The organism is Pseudomonas crudilactis, from assembly GCF_013433315.1.
Lineage (GTDB): Bacteria > Pseudomonadota > Gammaproteobacteria > Pseudomonadales > Pseudomonadaceae > Aquipseudomonas > Aquipseudomonas crudilactis.
The window spans coordinates 1-17,187 of sequence record NZ_WXVV01000026.1; the positions used below are offsets into that span (position 1 = coordinate 1).

General features: G+C 58.5%; 14 protein-coding genes. 4 read left to right on the forward strand and 10 right to left on the reverse strand.

Features of this window, described 5'->3' with window-relative positions:
• Both GTU76_RS24380 and GTU76_RS24385 read left to right on the forward strand, forming a co-directional pair.
• The coding region (locus GTU76_RS24380; protein WP_180699788.1) for an RHS repeat domain-containing protein at positions 1 to 865 on the forward strand (865 nt) is incomplete at its 5' end.
• A gap of 8 nt (positions 866 to 873) precedes the next feature.
• Positions 874 to 1,290: a hypothetical protein gene (locus tag GTU76_RS24385; protein WP_180699789.1), complete on the forward strand. Its 417-nt coding sequence runs from the start codon at positions 874 to 876 to the stop codon at positions 1,288 to 1,290.
• Between the two features lie 37 nt (positions 1,291 to 1,327).
• Here the strand turns inward: GTU76_RS24385 and GTU76_RS24390 are convergent, their stop codons facing one another.
• Entirely contained in the window at positions 1,328 to 3,118 is a 1,791-nt protein-coding gene (locus GTU76_RS24390) for a bifunctional diguanylate cyclase/phosphodiesterase (RefSeq protein ID WP_180699790.1), read from the reverse strand.
• A 134-nt stretch (positions 3,119 to 3,252) separates the two neighbouring features.
• Positions 3,253 to 5,337: a carboxy terminal-processing peptidase gene (locus tag GTU76_RS24395; RefSeq protein ID WP_175554945.1), complete on the reverse strand. Its 2,085-nt coding sequence runs from the start codon at positions 5,335 to 5,337 to the stop codon at positions 3,253 to 3,255.
• 138 nt (positions 5,338 to 5,475) lie between these two features.
• Here GTU76_RS24395 and GTU76_RS24400 point away from each other — a divergent pair, with 138 nt between their 5' ends.
• A complete protein-coding gene (locus GTU76_RS24400) occupies positions 5,476 to 6,438 on the forward strand; it encodes a zinc-binding dehydrogenase (protein WP_150729827.1) in 963 nt (320 codons plus the stop codon).
• Positions 6,439 to 6,585: 147 nt separating this feature from the next.
• Here GTU76_RS24400 and GTU76_RS24405 read toward each other — a convergent pair whose 3' ends face one another.
• The 6 genes from GTU76_RS24405 to GTU76_RS24430 all read right to left on the reverse strand — a co-directional run bounded on the left by GTU76_RS24405 (position 6,586) and on the right by GTU76_RS24430 (position 11,944).
• Positions 6,586 to 7,239 carry an HAD family hydrolase gene (locus GTU76_RS24405; RefSeq protein WP_016983772.1) on the reverse strand — a complete coding sequence of 218 codons (654 nt, stop codon included), beginning with the start codon at positions 7,237 to 7,239 and terminating at the stop codon, positions 6,586 to 6,588.
• 34 nt (positions 7,240 to 7,273) lie between these two features.
• Positions 7,274 to 8,263 carry an ABC transporter ATP-binding protein gene (locus tag GTU76_RS24410; RefSeq protein ID WP_016983773.1) on the reverse strand — a complete coding sequence of 330 codons (990 nt, stop codon included), beginning with the start codon at positions 8,261 to 8,263 and terminating at the stop codon, positions 7,274 to 7,276.
• Positions 8,260 to 9,060, reverse strand: a complete 801-nt coding sequence (locus tag GTU76_RS24415; RefSeq protein WP_016983774.1) for an ABC transporter permease — start codon at positions 9,058 to 9,060, stop codon at positions 8,260 to 8,262. Before GTU76_RS24415 ends, GTU76_RS24410 begins: the two co-directional genes overlap by 4 nt.
• The gene (locus GTU76_RS24420; RefSeq protein WP_180699842.1) at positions 9,047 to 9,883 is read right to left on the reverse strand and encodes an ABC transporter permease; all 837 of its coding nucleotides are present in this window, start codon (positions 9,881 to 9,883) and stop codon (positions 9,047 to 9,049) included. Before GTU76_RS24420 ends, GTU76_RS24415 begins: the two co-directional genes overlap by 14 nt.
• A gap of 5 nt (positions 9,884 to 9,888) precedes the next feature.
• Entirely contained in the window at positions 9,889 to 10,695 is an 807-nt protein-coding gene (locus GTU76_RS24425) for an alkaline phosphatase family protein (RefSeq protein ID WP_095050908.1), read from the reverse strand.
• 181 nt (positions 10,696 to 10,876) lie between these two features.
• The gene (locus GTU76_RS24430; RefSeq protein WP_141129984.1) at positions 10,877 to 11,944 is read right to left on the reverse strand and encodes an ABC transporter substrate-binding protein; all 1,068 of its coding nucleotides are present in this window, start codon (positions 11,942 to 11,944) and stop codon (positions 10,877 to 10,879) included.
• Between the two features lie 351 nt (positions 11,945 to 12,295).
• Between GTU76_RS24430 and GTU76_RS24435 the strand changes: the two genes are divergently transcribed.
• A complete protein-coding gene (locus tag GTU76_RS24435) occupies positions 12,296 to 13,009 on the forward strand; it encodes a UTRA domain-containing protein (RefSeq protein ID WP_175554942.1) in 714 nt (237 codons plus the stop codon).
• Positions 13,010 to 13,580: 571 nt separating this feature from the next.
• Here the strand turns inward: GTU76_RS24435 and GTU76_RS24440 are convergent.
• Both GTU76_RS24440 and GTU76_RS24445 read right to left on the reverse strand, forming a co-directional pair.
• A complete protein-coding gene (locus GTU76_RS24440) occupies positions 13,581 to 14,915 on the reverse strand; it encodes an amidohydrolase (RefSeq protein ID WP_180699791.1) in 1,335 nt (444 codons plus the stop codon).
• Positions 14,916 to 14,979: 64 nt separating this feature from the next.
• A complete protein-coding gene (locus GTU76_RS24445; RefSeq protein WP_016982862.1) occupies positions 14,980 to 17,133 on the reverse strand; it encodes a mechanosensitive ion channel domain-containing protein in 2,154 nt (717 codons plus the stop codon).
• Between the last annotated feature and the right edge of the window lie 54 nt (positions 17,134 to 17,187).

A 17,187-nucleotide genomic window follows, 5' to 3' on the forward strand; every position in this document is an offset into this window, starting at 1 on the left:
TTACCAACTCGACCACCTCGGCACCCCGCAGGAACTCACCGACTACAGCGGCGACATCGTCTGGTCCGCGCAATACGACGCCTACGGCAAAGTCGCCGCACTGACCCTGGCTGGCGACGACTACCTGAACCAGCCGCTGCGCTTTCAGGGGCAGTACTTCGATGCGGAAAGCGGCCTGCATTACAACCGGCACCGGTACTACGACCCGCGGCTGGGGCGGTATCTGACACCGGATCCGATCAAGTTGGCTGGTGGATTGAATCAGTACCAGTACGTGCCGAATCCGACGGGGTGGGTGGATCCGTTGGGGTTGAGCTCCAACTGCCCGCCACCCAAAAAAAATAAGAACCAGAAGTGCTCAGTACCACCTCAGGCTAACAAGCCTAATGTAAATCAAGGGTTGCCTGTCGTTCCGGCTGTTGGCAAAGATGGGCCGCAAAATGAAGCTGAAGCTAAGCGTCAGGTATTAGCTTGGAACAGAAAATACAGAATGCACTCAGTAGAAAAACATGGGCCAGAGATTGATGATGCAGCTTTAAAGCAGAGGTCAATAGACGGCTCGCATCCAACAAAAAAAGGCGTTAGAGGGATGGTGGGCCCGAGCTCTCAATTCAGTAGTTGGATGATGCAGTTTCGAGCATTGCATTTTGCTTTATCTAGAATGCATAAAAAAAATCCTGAGCCGACAGGATATGATGCTGACCAAAACCCTATTGTTAGGATGAAATTGCCAGGGGCAGGCCGTGGCTACAAGCCCAATACAACAGATCTAAGCAATCCTCGTTATATAGATAGCTTGGATGGGGCAGAAGTGAAGTTTGATAAGCGAGATGTTACGCGACCATTTACTGGCTTTCCAAGATAGGTGAACTTATGTTGATGCTACCATTTACAAAGTTGCCATATGAGCCCCGGCTCTCTAACGTTCTGAGTGGAATATCGATTTATGATCGGGAAGAGACGCTTGGTCAGGCATTGTGGAACTACGATCCAAATAATTATGATGATCGACAAGAAATAATTAAAAACTTCATTGTTCCTGAGTTTGATTATTTAACCTATCGTCATAGATATTTGATTTACAATCTCATTGAAAGCCATTTGCAGGATGCTTGCTTTGTTTTTTCTGGAGAGTTTGAAAGCGACTATGAAGATCCGAGAGTGCTCGCGTGGGACGAAACACAAATAATAGACGCTCGTGGTTTTTTTGAACATATATACGAAGTCGTAAGTGAGTCATGGAAGGATGATTTACTTCGGGCGAGTCTTGAAGATCAAACAAAATGGTGATTTTGATTGATCTAGCTAATTCGCGAAATTGAAGAAATCAACGTTGGCCGACTAGTTGCGATGGATGGAGGTCTGGAGCGGTAAGACTATCAATCACATGCACGCTATACCCCGGAACATTCTTCGCATGATGCTTTGCCTGCGAGGCCATCTCCGCAAGCTGACTGGCATCAAGTTGTGCGCAGGCTTCGGGATGTAGATGCACGGCGCCAATGGACAGCGACAACAGCGGAAACTCCTGCCGCACCCCTTGGCGATTCGGTGCGATGAAGCAACTCGCCTCAAGGTGTTCGGGCCGGTAGAACCGTCGGCATTGGCTCTGAAAGTCATCAAGCAGTTGATTGAGTCGTTTGCGCCAGTCTTCAGGGCCAAGGACGAGGAGGAAGTCGTCGCCGCCGATATGGCCAACGAAGTCACGGGACGGGTCTACGCGCTCGTTGAGGCATTGCGCCAGACACAGCAAAACTTCATCACCACGCCCGTAGCCATAGATGTCATTAAAGGGTTTGAAACTGTCGATGTCGACATAGCAGATGACTGACTCGCGTCCCTGCTGCAGCAACCGCGTCAGACATTGCTGAATCGGCACATTGCCCGGCAACAAGGTCAACGGATTGGCATAACGAGCCTGTTGAATTTTCAGCTCGGTGATCAGTTTAAGCACGTCGATCACCCTGCCAAGACCCAGGTAGCCACCGTTGAGGGTGATGATGAAGTCCTCTTCGATGCGCTGGCGGGCGCGGCTGGTGATCAGGCGGCTGACCTGCTGCAACGACTGGCTCATTTCCACGGCGAGGAAATCGTCGTTCATCAGGCGGCTGATCGGTTTGCGCGCGAACAGGTCGGTGGCGAACGGTTTGAGCAGCGCATCCGACAAGGAGTGACGGTGGACGATGCCGCAGGGTTGGCCTTGTTCGTCGAGAACTGCCAGTGAGTTGAGGTTGGCCTGGCGGCGGAAGGCTTCCAGTACGTTGGCGGTGGGTGTGTCGCGATGTACGGCTGGCTGGTCGTTGAGCAGGGCGCTGAGGTCGCTGCCTTCGTCGTTCAGCGCAACGCTGCTGCTGTCGTGTTTGGGCATCAAGGCGCGGGCATCGCGCGGTGGGTGTTCTTGGGGGCGGCCAAGCAGGTAGCCCTGCACCAGATCGACGCCCATTTCAGTTAGCACCGCGAGTTCTTCCGGCAACTCGATGCCTTCGGCGATGACTTGCGCGCGCGAGGCTTTGGCGATTTGCAGGATCGAGCCAACGAACTCGCGCTTCAACGCGTCCTGGTGAATGCCATCGATGAAGTGCCGATCGATCTTCACGTAGTCCGGGCGCAGTTCGGACCATAACCGCAGGCTCGAATAGCCGGCACCGAGATCATCCAGTGCAATCGAAAAACCCATGGCTCGATAGTGATGCAAGGCCGTTTGCAGTAACTGGAAATCATCGATCGGTGTTTGTTCAGTCAGCTCGATGACGACCTGACTGGGCGGAATGCCGAAATCCTGCAGCAACTGCAACGTGCGCCCCGGTTGATGGGCGGCTTCGAGCAAGGATTCCGGCGAGACGTTGAGAAACAGTTTGCCCGGCAGTTGCTGCTCGTTGAAGCGCCGGCAAGCGCTCTGGCGGCAGGCGATTTCCAGTTCGCTCAAACGCCCGGCCTGACGGGCCACGGCGAACAGTGCGATCGGCGAGTGAAGAGGGCTGTTGGAAGGGCCGCGCGTGAGCGCTTCGTAGCCGAGAATGCGCCGTTCCGAGAGACTGATGATCGGTTGGAACAGGCTGTGTAAACCGCTTTGAGTCAGGATCGAGCTCAAGGCACTCAGCTGTTCGGTCGTGGTCATGGCAATCTCTGGCGATAAAAAAAGGACTGGGAGCGCTCTCGATGAAGAGAGTGGCTCCCAGTCCTTTATTGCACGACAGAATGATGACTGTTTGATGACGATCCGGGGATCGTCAGCACTAAATTGCCATCACCTTACTTCTTGGCCACCTGATTGCTCAGCTTCAGGTAATCCAGCAGGACGCGCCCGGTTTCACTCAGGTAGGCATCGTCTTCTGGTTTGACCTTGTCCGGGTCAGCGGCCGCGAGGGCGTCTTCGTCTTCTTTCTTCAGCTCTTTGAGCGGCTCTTCGCCTTTGGCTTTGCGACGGATGTTTTCCATCGCCAGTTGCTTGGCGTCGATGTCGTTGTGCTGGGCACGGCGCTCGGCTTCGTTGAGGCTGACGGTTTTTTCTTCCATCAGTTTCTGCGCCAGGGCCAGCTTGTCACGGATGAACACGAACTCGGCATCCTTGGCGGTGCGGGTGTCATGTTCAGACTTGAGCTGGGCCAGGAATGGCTTGAACGGATCGGCCGCCGGTTTGATCGCCGCGCGGATGGTGTCCCACGGCATGGCTTCCGGCAGTGCGCTCTCGCCGATTTCCTTGGTGTCGATCAGCGACGGGTAGTCGATGTCCGGCAATACGCCCTGATGCTGGGTGCTCTGACCGGAGACCCGGTAGAACTTGGCCAGAGTCAGTTTCAGTTCGCCATGGTTGAGCGGCTGAATGGTCTGCACGGTGCCTTTGCCGAAGGTTTGGCCACCGATGATCAGCGCGCGGTGGTAGTCCTGCATGGCGCCGGCGAAGATCTCCGAAGCCGAGGCGGACAAGCGGTTGACCAGCAACGCCATCGGGCCTTTGTAGAACGCACCCGGGTTTTCATCTTCAAGTACGTCGACACGGCCATCGGCATTACGCACGAGTACGGTCGGGCCTTTGTCGATGAACAGACTGGTCAGCTCGGTGGCTTCCTGCAGGGAACCGCCGCCGTTGTTGCGCAGGTCGATGACCACGCCGTCGACTTTGTCTTTCTGCAGTTCGGTAAGCAGCTTCTTGACGTCGCGGGTGGTGCTCTTGTAGTCCGGATCACCGGCACGGAACGCCTTGAAGTCGAGGTAGAAAGCTGGAATTTCGATGACGCCGAGTTTGTAGTCCTTGCCGTCCTGTTTCAGGTTGAGCACGGACTTCTTCACGGCCTGGTCTTCGAGCTTCACCGCTTCACGGGTGATCGGCACGATCTTGGTGGTCTGGTCGTTCGGTGCATTGCTCGCCGGAATCACTTCCAGACGCACCACGGTGCCTTTCGGACCACGGATCAGCTTGACCACTTCGTCCAGACGCCAGCCGACCACGTCGACCATCTCTTTGTTGCCTTGGGCAACGCCGATGATCTTGTCGGCCGGGGCGACCTGCTTGGTCTTGTCGGCAGGGCCAGCTGGCACCAGACGCACGACTTTCACCTGGTCGTTGTCGCTCTGCAACACGGCGCCGATGCCCTCGAGGGACAGGCTCATGTTGATGTCGAAGTTTTCCGCGTTATCCGGCGACAGATAGTTGGTGTGCGGATCGTACGACATGGCGAAGGTGTTGATGTACGCCTGGAAGATGTCTTCCGGACGGGTCTGGTCCAGGCGTGCCAACTGGTTCTTGTAGCGCTTGGTCAGGGTTTCCTGGATCTGCTTCGGCTCTTTGCCGGCGATCTTCATCCGCAGCACTTCGTCCTTGACGCGTTTGCGCCACAGGTCGTCGAGCTCAGCGGTGGATTTGAGCCAAGGAGCGTCCTTGCGATCGATCAGCAAGGTCTCCTTGGTGGTGAAGTCCATCTTGTCGACGCCTTTGTTCAGCTCGGCAAGGGCGAAGTCCAGACGCGCCTTGACGCGGTCCAGATAGCGCTTGTAGATGGTGAACCCGGCGTTGAGGTCGCCGCTTTTGAGGAAGTCGTCGAACTGGGTCTTCCACTTGTCGAATTCGGTGATGTCGCTGGCCATGAAGTAGCTGCGCGACGGATCCAGCAGCTTGAGGTAGCTGTCGTAGATGATCACCGAGCGCGCATCGTCGAGCGGCGGCTTGCTGTAGTGGTGACGCTTGAGCAACTCGACGACGTTCAGGCTGGCGATGACTTCATCGCGATCAGGCTGCAATTTGTCCCAGCTGTTGGCTGCGAATGTATTGCCCGACACCGGCAACAAACCGATACCGATGAAAAGAGCGAGGGCGGTGCTGGGGAGCAAATGCTTCATGCTGATTCGACGCGGGGACAATTGATAACGCATATTAGGCCGTCTTTGAAGTCGCCGGTTCTACGAGAGCCGGTCGCATAATGCAAAAAGCCCGGCGCTACAGCTTCGGGCTCAGTCCAGACTCACTATGGAGGCACTGTGAAGGCATTGCAAGGCGTTGACGGTCAAGTGGCATGGGTTGAAGAGCCGAGTCCTACGTGCGATGTAGGACAAGTCCGCATCCGAGTGGCGGCAGCGGGCCTCAATCGCGCCGATTTATTACAAAAAGCAGGGCTTTATCCGCCACCGCCAGGGGCCAGCCAAGTGCTCGGTCTTGAGTGCTCCGGGGTCATCAGCGAGGTCGGCGCGGGCAGTGCGTGGCAGGTCGGCGATCGGGTTTGCGCCTTGCTGGCCGGGGGCGGGATGGCCGAAGAGGTGGTGGTCGACGGGCGGCACGTGCTGCCGGTTCCCGAAGGCGTCTCGCTGATCGAGGCGGCGGCATTGCCCGAGGTTTACGCAACAGTCTGGCTGAATGTGTTTCAACTTGCGGCGCTCAAACCGGGTGAGAAAGTTCTCTTGCACGCCGGCGCAAGTGGAATCGGTTCAGCCGCCATTCAGTTGTGCAAGGCGTTTGGCAATCCGTGCTGGGTCAGCGTCGGTTCGGCCGAGCGTCTGGCTTACTGTGAGGCGCTGGGTGCGCAGGGCGGGGTGGTGCGCACCGATGATCTGGAGAGTCTGCGTGATTTCGGGCCGTTCAATGTGATTCTCGATCCGGTCGGCGGCAATTATTCGGTATTGAATCTCAAGCTGATGGCGCAGGATGGACGTTGGGTGTTGATCGGTTTGATGGGGGGCCGCGAGGCGAAACTGGATCTGGCGCAGATATTGGCCAAGCGTGTGCAGTTGCTCGGCTCGACGTTGCGCAGCCGTGATGATCAGTTCAAGGCCGATCTGTTGAGTGATCTGGGCCAGCAAGTGTGGCCGTTGTTTGCTGAAGGGCGGTTGAGTCCGCAGTTGGCCAAGGTGTTTGCGGTGAAGGATGCCGAGGCAGCGTTTGCCGAGTTGGCGAGTAATACCGTTTCTGGAAAATTGGTATTGGTGATTGACGAAAGTCTGAGCTGATTTGCAGCAGAAGCCCCTCACCCTAACCCTCTCCCAAAGGGAGAGGGGACTGACCGGGTTGTCCTGTCGAGCTACATCGACCTGACACCTGAAGGCGAACTCAGGTTTGGGATGTCAGCTTGTCTGCAATTGCAGATTAAATCTTTGTCATTTCCAGAGATGGATCGGCCAGCCGGCTTTTTCCGCGTGTTCCAGTAGCACCGGATCCGGGTTGACCACGTGTGGGAAATCTACCTTCAGCAACAACGGCAGATCATTGCGCGAGTCGGAATAGAAACTCGCGCCCTCCAGGTTCTCCTCTTCGGCATCCAGCCATTCCAGCAAGCGGGTGATCTTGCCTTCGCGGTAGGTCAGGGTGCCAAGGGTGTGGCCGCTGTACACGCCGTGGGCGACTTCCAGTTCGATCCCCAGAATTTCATCGATGCCCAGTCGATCGGCAATCGGTCTGACCAGGTGCGTGCCCGACGCCGAGATCACCAGAATCCGGTCTCCGGCCTTGCGGTGGGCGGCGATGGTCTTGGTCGCGTCGCTGAAGATGATCGGTTCGATGAAGTCTTCAACCCATGGCCCGACCAGGTGCTCGACTTCTTCCGGCGTGCGCCCGATCAGCGGTTCGAGGCTGAACTCCATGTAGTCTTCCATGCGCAATTTGCCATGGCTGTAGGCGTCCATCAGTTCGTTGTTCTTGCGCATGAACGATTCAGGATCGACCCAGCCCAGGCGCCCCATCTGCTCGCTCCAAAGGGTGGCGCAGTCGCCGTGGATCAACGTTTCGTCCAGATCAAAAATTGCCAGGGCCATCAGTGCAGTTCTCTCTTCAACGTCAGCAAAGTCATCAGGCTACCTCACACAGGGCCGTCGGATCGATGGAAAGTGCCAGACGCTGACCGTCGGGATGCAGATCGGCGGCGGAGCGGTTGAGCACATCCACCACCAGTTCCACGCCGCGCGCTTCGATCCGGTAGCGAATGACGTTGCCGAGCAGGCTGTGGCTGCGGATCTGCGCATCGAGTTCGCCTTCCAGGCTCAGCTCAATGGCTTCCGGGCGAATGGCGATGCGGTGGTTGATCGGGCGTTGCAACAGCTTCGACGCGTCGTCGGCATCGAGCAGGTTGTAGTTGCCGATGAAGCCGGCGGCGAACACATCGACGGGCGCCGTGTAGAGGGTTTCGGCGTCGCCGCTTTGTACGATTTTTCCTTGATTCATCAGGAAAATCCGGTCAGACATGGTCAGCGCTTCTTCCTGATCGTGTGTGACGAAGATCGTCGTCAGGCCGAGTTCGCGCTGAATCTGGCGGATCTGTTCGCGCAGGTGCTTACGAATGCGCGCATCGAGCGCCGACAGCGGCTCATCCAGCAACAGCAAGCGCGGACGCGTGACCAGTGAGCGAGCAAGGGCGACGCGCTGGCATTGTCCTCCGGACAGTTGATGCGGATAGCGGCTGGCGAAGTCGTTCAGTTCAACCAGTTTCAATACCTCGGAAACGCGTTTATGGCTGTCGTCGGCGTTGACCTTTTGCATGCGCAAACCGAAGGCAACGTTCTGCTCCACGGTCATGTTGGGGAACAGCGCGTAGCTCTGGAACACCATGCCGATCCCGCGTTTCTGTGGGCTCAACGGCACGATATCGACGCCATCGAGCAGGATCTTGCCGCCATCCACCGGCGTCAGGCCGGCGATGCAACGCAGCAGAGTGGATTTGCCGCAACCGGACGGACCGAGCAGGGTGACGAACTCGCCCTTGTTGATCTCGCAGTTGATGTCGCTGAACACCGTGGTGCCCGCGTAGTTTTTCTGCAGGTGTTGGACGCTGACATAGCTCATTCGCTTTTGTCCTTGTTCAAGATGTTGGCGATCCAGGTCAGGACCAGCACGAAAAAGAAGTACGAGATGACCAGCGCACTGGTGAAGTGGCCGCTGCTGTTGCGCATGTTGTTCAGGTACACCTGCAGGGTTTCGTAGCGGGTGCCGACCAGAATATTGGCGAAGACGAACTCACCGAACAGGAACGAGAACGACAGCAGCAACGCGACCATCAGACCTTTGCGCAGGTTCGGCAGCACCACCAGAACGGCTGCCTGAAAGGTGCTGGCGCCGAGCAGTTGCGCGGCGTCCATCAGGTCGCGCAGGTTGATCGCTTGCAGGTTGTTGGTGATCGCCCGGTACATGAACGGCAGCGCCACGGTGAAGTAGCAGCCGATCAGAATCCACGGTGTACCGACCATGGCCATCGGCCCGGAACCGTAAAGTTGCAACAGTCCCACCGAAGACACCACCGGCGGCACCGCGAAGGGCAGCAGGATGAGGATGTTCATCAGTGCATCGAGTTTCGGGAAGTGGTAATGCACCACAAACAGCAGTGGCAGGATCAGCACCACCGACAGCACCAGCGCACCGACGCACACCAGCAACGACTGGCCGAAGGCATGAAGAAAGCGCGGATCGCTCCACAACTGGATGTACCACTTGAAGGTGAAACCGCTGGGCAGGATGGTCGCTGACCAACTGCTGGCGATCGAATAAACCAGCGTGCCTACGAGTGGTAGCAAGAGGATCGCGAACAGCAGGTAAACCACGACGCGGTGGTAGAGGCCGGCCGGGCCGGATTCAGCGCGAGACATGGTAGCTCCTCTTCAACAGCAGTTGATGCACGACGGTGACGATGGTCATCAGCGCCACCAACACCACGGCCAAAGCGCTGGCCAGATTCGGGTCGAGGGAAATATCGCCGGAGACCATTGCTGCGATACGGATCGGCAGCACGTTGAAGTTGCCCGTGGTCAACGCGTACACCGTGGCATAAGCACCGAGGGCGTTGGCCAGCAGGATCACGAACGTGCCGAGCAACGCCGGGGTCAATACCGGCAAACCGATGTGCCGCCAGAACTGCCAGCCATTGGCGCCAAGCAACGCGGCGGACTCGCGCCAGTCTTCACGCAAGGCGTCGAAGGCCGGGTAGAGCAGCAGCACGCCAAGCGGAATCTGGAAGTAGGTGTAGAGGATGATCAGGCCGGTTTTCGAGTACAGATTGAAGTCCTGAATGATCCCCGACTGCTTCAACATGATGGTGATGCTGCCGTTGAAACCGAGCAGGATGATGAACGCGAACGCCAGCGGTACACCGGCGAAGTTGCTGGTCATGTTGGCGAAGGCGTTGACGAAGTTGCGCAGTTTCGAGTCGACCCGGCGCAGGGAATACGCCCCGAGCACGGCAATGACGATGCCGAACACACTCGACCAGAAACTGATCTCCAGGCTGTACTGGATCGCCTGCAAATAGAACTTCGAATTGAAGATCTTGGTGAAGTTTTCGATGCCCCAACCGAACTCTTCCGATTGCAGGCTGTTGATCATCACCCAGACCAGCGGGGCGATCTCGAAGACGATAAAGAACAGCGCGAAGGGCACCAGGCACAGCGCCGCGAGCCATTTGCCGCGAGTCATTGAGTTCACTTGAGCAACTCCCGGCACACAGGTTTGTCGTGGGGCACGCCAAGCAACTCGCAGACGGTGCCGCAGATTTCCGTTTGCTTCGGAGCCGCGCCAGCGTCCAGGCTGAACGCATCGCCGAGGACGAACAGCGGCACCTGACGCTCTTCCGGCAACAGGCCGTTGTGCGAGCGGTCGTTGTTCATGCCGTGGTCGGCGGTCACCAACACTTGATAGCCGGCGTCGAGCCAGCTCTGCAGATAGTCGGCGAGGATGATGTCGGCGAAGCGCGCGCTGTTGCGGTATTGCGAAGAGTCGAGGCCGTGTTTGTGCCCGGCGTCGTCGATGTTCATCGGGTGGATCAGCAGGAAATTCGGATCGTGGCGCAGGCGCAGGTTTTCCGCGTCGGCGAACAGATGCGAATCCGGATAGTGATCGCTCCAGTAGAAATGCCCGTGCTGGATCGGCAGCGACAGATTGTCGGTGTGGCGGTCGCGTGCTGCCACGAACGGCGAACGGTTGTACAACTCGCTGACCCAGTGATACGCCGCCGCAGCCGTTTTCAGACCAGCATCGCGGGCGTAGTGATAAATGCTGCGCTGATTGGACAGGCGCGAGACGTTGTTGTGGACGATACCGCTGTCGATCGGCGGCACGCCGGTGAGGATGCATTCATAAAGCGGTCGGGACAGGGCCGGCAGTTCGCACTCCAACTGGTAGAGCGCGGCGCGTCCTGCGCCAACATAAGCCTGCAGATGCCCCATGGCGTGACGCGCGACCTCGTAGTTGAGGCCGTCGAGCACGACAAGGATGACGTTGTGCTTCATAGGGGCAAAAACTCCGCGAAACAGGAAATTTCAGACTCAGCCGAGATCTCCTGTGGGAGCGAGCCTGCTCGCGATAGCGGTAGTCCAGTCAACATTGTCGTTGAATGATTGACCGCTATCGCGAGCAGGCTCACTCCTACATGGGGATTTGTTTCAGATCACAAAGTGGTGATCAGCCGTGTTATTTCATCTCGACGATGACTTCTTCGTTCCACTGCTGTGGCAGGGCTTTGGAGGTCTTTTCCCACGCATCGGCGTCTTTGATCGGGGTGACCTTTTTGTACTGCTCGTTCGGCAGCAGTTTGGCCTTCACGTCTTCCGGCAGTTGCAGGTGCTCGGCGCGGATCGGACGGGCGTTGCCGCGGGCGAGGTTGGTCTGGCCGGCGTCGCTGAAGATGTATTCGCGGGTCAGCTTGGCGGCGTTCGGGTTTTTCGCGTATTTGTTGATGATCGTGGTGTAGCCGGAAATCACCGAACCGTCGGACGGGATCAGCACGACGTAGTCATCCGGGTTGGCCATCTTGGCCTTGTAGCTGAGGCCGTTGAAGTCCCAGACCACGCCGACTTCGATCTCGCCTTTTTCCATGGTGGCGATGGTCGGGTTGGCCATCGACAGGCGACCTTGTTTGGCGATATCGGCGAACAACAGCAGCGCAGGCTTGATGTTTTTCTCGTCGCCACCGTTGGCCAGTGCGGCAGCGAGGACGCCGTTGGCCGCTTGCGCAGCGGTGCTCACGTCGCCGATCGAGACCTTGTATTTGCCGCCCTTGAGGTCAGCCCACTTGGTCGGTACTTCGGAGCCGTGCAGCAGCTTTTTGTTGACGATGAAGGCGATGGTGCCGGTGTAGGCCAGCGCCCAGTTGCCGTCCTTGTCCTTGGCCCAGTCCGGGACTTGATCCCAGGTGCTTGGCTTGTACGGTTGCACCACGCCTTGCTTGACCGCGATCGGGCCGAAGGCAGCACCGACGTCGCCGATGTCGGCGGTGGCATTGTCTTTCTCGGCAGCAAACTTGGCGATTTCCTGAGCCGAGCTCATGTCGGTGTCGATGTGTTTCAGGCCGTAGGTCTTGGCCAGGTCTTCCCAGGTGCCTTTCCAGTTGGCCCAGTCATCGGGCATGCCGACGCTGTTGACGGCGCCTTCCGCTTTCGCAGCGGCTTCGAGGGTTTTCAGATCGGTGCCGGCCGCCATGGCGGAGGTGCACAGTGCAATGGTCGAGCCTAACAGTGTTGCCAGGAAAAGCTGTTTCATTCCGAAGCTCCTTGGTCGTGTTCAACGCTGCGATTGCGGTGGTTGTTGGTCTAGGTCAGCAATACCTGAGCCAATTTAAGGGGGCTGGATGACACTTTGATGTCGGCGGCCTTGTTTCAGGCCTTATGTTTGCCCGGTATTGGCGGCTGCCAGATAAGCGTAGACCATGCTCAAAGGCCCGGAGAGCAAGGGACTTGGCCGATGTATTGCAAGTCGTGAAGACGACCGTTCGGTAGTTTTGTCATCTCTCGGTCATCTGCACTGCCTAGGCTTGCAATATCAGGAAACGGCTCGATTGCCGTGCGGTTTTGCCCCGAAACAGTGCTGGTCTAGTCCAGATAGGTAACGTTGATGCGCGATGAGGCAACAAAAGCGGTGACAGCGATTGGCCAGGTGTTGCAGGAGCAGCTTGATCACGGATTGCTGGTTGCGGGCAGCAAGTTGCCGGCCGAGCGCAAGCTCAGTGAGTTGTTCGGTACGACGCGGATTACCGTGCGTGAGGCGTTGTTGCAGTTGGAGGCGCAGGGGCAGATCTATCGTGAGGAGCGCCGTGGCTGGTTCGTTTCGCCACCGCGTCTGGCCTATAACCTGATGCAGCGCAGTCACTTTCACGCGATGGTCAGTGCGCAGGGGCGGGTGCCGTCGACCGAGGTGATTTCGGCGCGGTTGCAGCCGGCGTCGGCGGCGGTGTGTGCGTGGTTGCAGTTGCCAGCGTTGTCGAGCGTGATTCAGATTTGCCGGTCGCGGCGCATTGATGGGCGGTTGGTGCTGTATGTGGAGCACTATTTGAATCCGCAGTTTTTTCCGGGGATTCTTGAGTTTGATCTGAATCAGTCGATGACCGAGTTGTATGCGCGGCATTACGATTTGCACTATGGGCGGGTGCGCTTTGAGATTGTGCCTACGTCGTTGTCGGTGGATGCGGCGGCGGCTTTACGGGTGTCGGTGGGGAGTCCGGGGTTGCGGATTGCTCGGGTTAATTATGATCAGCATGAGCGGTTGATTGATTGTGATCTGGAGTTTTGGCGGCATGATGCGATTCACGTTGGGGTTGATGTGGTTTGATCGTTTTTGGGGGGGCATATCCGTTGCTTCGGGTGTTGCTGATTAGGGTTCCGCCCTTACGGCGGGTCACTTTTTCCAGACGCCGAAAAAGTAACCAAAAAGGCTTGCTCCTGCGTGCGGCCCGCTCGCTGGGGCTCGGGGTCCCTTCGCTCCGGGATCGATCCGGGCGCAGCGCCTACGGTTTGCTTCGCTGCACCTCCTCTCGCTGTGTTTGGCTGCGCCAAACGGTCGCTACGCTCCCACCCCCGGATCAATCCCTCCACTCAGCCTTCCGACGTCGCCCGTGGATCAAGATCAAGAGCGGTACTCGAGCTAACGCTCATTGTGTTGAGTGGTGAGAAGCAGAAGCGATATAGGTTTACCGGTTGGGCTCAATCCATGTGGGAGCTGGCTTGCCAGCGATGGCGGCCTGACAGCCGACCTGTTTCTGACAGGCTGCACACGGTCCAAATGTGGGAGCGAGCTTGCTCGCGAAAGCGGCCTGACAGCCGACCCATTTCTTGCAGGCTGCACACAATTCAAATGTGGGAGCGAGCCTGCTCGCGAAAGCGCCCCCACAGTCACCTAATCTCTACTTGCCTGCCCCCGCATTGGTATACAAATAATCCGTCGCCAACGAGGCCAATGTCCTCACGCCCACCACCAGCGCCGACTCATCCACAAAGAACCCCGGATTATGATTGGGCGCAGCCTTGCTCATGTCTTGATCCCGCGGTGTCACGCCGAGAAACACAAACAACCCCGGTACTTCCTTGGCATAGAACGAGAAGTCCTCCGCGCCCCCCACCAGCGGTGCATTCACCACATCATCCTTGGCCGCCCACTTCAAAGTCGGCAGCATCTTTTCCGTCAGCGTCGGGTTGTTGATGGTCGGGTCGTATTTTTCGATGATGGTGACATCCGCTTTCGCGCCACCGCTTTCGGCGATTTTTTCCACGGTCTGGCGTACGTCGGCATGCAGTTTCTGGCGGATGCCGTAGTCGTAGGAGCGGATCGTGCCGGTCATGTCTACGGATTCGGGAATGATGTTGTAGCGCGTGCCGCCGTTGATCGTGCCGATGCTGACCACTGACGGATAAGAGGAGATGTCGGTGCGGCGGCTGACCACGGTTTGCAGGCCGACGATGGTTTGTGCGCCGACGGTGATCGGGTCGATGCCGTCCCATGGGCGACCGGCGTGGGTTTGTTTGCCGAGGATTTTGATGCGCAGGTCGTCGGAGCTGGCGAGGGTGGCGCCGGGGCGGTAGGCGATCTGGCCGGCGGGGACGCCGGCCCAGACGTGCAGTCCGAAAACGGCGTCGGGTTTCGGTGATTTCATTACGCCTTCCTCGATCATCATTTTTGCGCCCCAGGTGTTTTTGCCGTCGGGGATGAAGTCGCTCGGGCCTTCTTCGGCGGGCTGGAAATAGAACACCACGGTGCCGGGCAGGGTGTCGCGCATGCCCGTGAGAATTTTCGCCGTGCTGAGCAGGATCGCGGTGTGCGCATCGTGGCCGCAGGCGTGCATGACGTCGACTTCTTTGTCGAGGTAGGTGCCTTTGGCTTTCGAGGCGAACGGCAGATCGGAGACTTCCTTGACCGGCAGCGCGTCCATGTCGGCGCGCAGGGCCACGGTCGGGCCGGGGAGGGCGCCTTTGAGGACGGCGACCACGCCAGTGCGGGCGACGCCGGTTTTGACGTCCAGGCCCATCGCTTTGAGTTGTTTGGCGACCAGCTCGGCGGTGCGTTTTTCCGTGTTGCCGAGTTCCGGGTGGGCGTGGATGTCGCGGCGGGTTTCGAGCAGTTCGGGCTCGAGTTTTTGCGCCTGTTCGGCGATCGTTGTGCGGGTGCTTTCCAACGTCGCGGCGCCAGCGTGGCTGGCGAACAGGCTGAGTAGAACGGCTTGGGCAATGCGCGTCAGTTGCATCGGTTTCTCCTTGATTATTGTTGTCGGGCTTCCCTGCCTGTGACTGCAACCGCGCGCTTGAGTGCTATTCCTTCGGCTCGCCGCCACCGGCAGTGATCACTTGCACGCTCATGCGCGGCGTTGCCAGATCGAGTCCGGCTTCGTCGAGGTGGCGCTTGAGCGACAGGTTGAAGGCTCGGGACACTTCCCACTGTTTGATCGGCGCGGTCTTGAACCGGGCGCGCAGGATCGCACTGCCGGATTCGAAACTTTCGACACCCTGAATCTCCAGCGGCGACCAGATGTTGCGCCGCTGCAACGGATCGGTGCGCATCTTCTGCCCGACTTCGCGCATCAGTTTGATCGCGTCGTCGATTTCCATGTTGTACGGCACCGCGACGCGGAAGATCGCGTAGCCGAACTCCCGTGAGTAGTTCTTGATGCTTTTGATTTCGCTGAACGGGATGGTGTGAACGATGCCGTCGATGTCGCGCAGGCGCACGGTGCGGATGGTCAGCCCTTCGACGGTGCCGAGGTGGCCGCCGACGTCGACGTAGTCATCGATGGCCAGTGAGTCTTCGATGATGATGAACAAGCCGGTGATCAAGTCCGCAACCAGCGACTGTGCACCGAAACCGATGGCCAGACCGATCACACCGGCACCGGCCAATAGTGGCGTGACGTTCATGCCCATGTTCGCCAGCGCGACGATCAGCGCAATGATGAAAATCGCCACGAACAGCACGTTGCGGATCAGCGGCATCATCGTTTGCGCACGGGCATTTGCCAGACCTTTGCGCGAGCGGGTGAGGGCGTGGTGCACGGCGGTGTCGGCGAGGATCCAGATCAGCCAGGAGAAAATCAGTGTGCCGATCAGGCTGAACAGTTTGACGCTGACGTCGTGCCCTTCACCTTCGGCGAAACCGATCAGCGACTGGCCCCACACGCGCAGGCCGAGTTCGATGAAGACCAGCCAGACCACCAGGTGCGCGAGGGTGTAGAAGAAGTTTTTCAGGCGTTCGGAGTACAGCGCGTGGCGTTTCGGTCCGCGTTGCGGTTTCAGTGAGTGGCGGCGCACGAGGCCGTTGATCACCATGCACAACACCAGCAGCACGGTGCAGATCAGCGACTGGCGCAGTGCGGTGCTGGTGTCGCCGGCGGAGACGAACGTGGCGAACAGCGAGATGCCGACCAGCACCAGCGCCGGCACGTACCAGAAGGTGCCGAGGATTTCGATGGTATCGCTGAGGGCGCGGCGGGTCAGGCGTCGTGACAGCGGCTGGTTGCGAATCAAGTGCGCGATCGGCCGGCGGAAACGCAGGATAAACAGGCCGGTGGAGATTGCCGCGAGGACATTGGCGATGGTCGCGGCCGTGTGGGCCAGATGCACGCCGAGGCTTTCGATCAGGCGCGGATCGTTCAACGCTTCACCGAACGCGGCGAAGCTGCCGATCAGCCACAGCGGCCGGAACGCCTGATGACGCAGGATGTACAGCGCACGATGGCGGTGCGGGCCGTCGAGCAGGGAAAACGCGATCACGCAGATCGCCGAGAAACAGGTGCCGACCACCAACGCATAGGCCAGCACCATCGCCAGGCTTTTGCCTAGCGACGACGGTAGCGCGTAGCTCATGTAGACGGTCATTACCAACGCGATCAGCCATGGCCCGAGCTTGCGTAATGCAAAGCGCAGCATGTCGAGGGCTTTGGGGTGTTGCGGCAGTTCTTCGGTGAGGCCGAAGCGCATGCGTACCCGGTGACTGAGCCAGATCAGCGCGGCGGCGAGCAGGCTCCAGACCATCAGGATCATGGCGAAACCGAAAATGATCGGCAGCCACTCGTTGGCCGGTAGCAGCATCGCGCTCAGTTCGTCCTTGGCCAGGTCGAACTCGTTGCCCCAGCGGTTGAGCGGGCTGTCGGCACCGGTGAATTGCTTTTCGAAGTTGGCGAGGGTCCCGCCGATCAGGCCGAGTACGCCTTCTTCGGGGCTGGCCTGAGCCTTTTTGGTGGCGTCGCGCAGTTTCTTCAGATCGGTCAGCAACTGTGCGCGTTGCTTGTCGTTTTCCAGCGACTTGATGACTTCGTCGAGGGACTGGCCGAGCGGTTCCTGCGCTTCGGGCTGCGCTTTGTTGGTGTTGAGCAGACCGGGTAAACCGACCGCTTGGGCGGGCGCCAGCGGCAACAGCGTCATCAGGCAGACGAGGAACAGGCTGGGCAAAGCAAAAAGACGAGCGAACACTAGGCGGTCAACCTCGCAAGGGGCGGATTCGCTGGAGTGTACGAGGCCCACTAA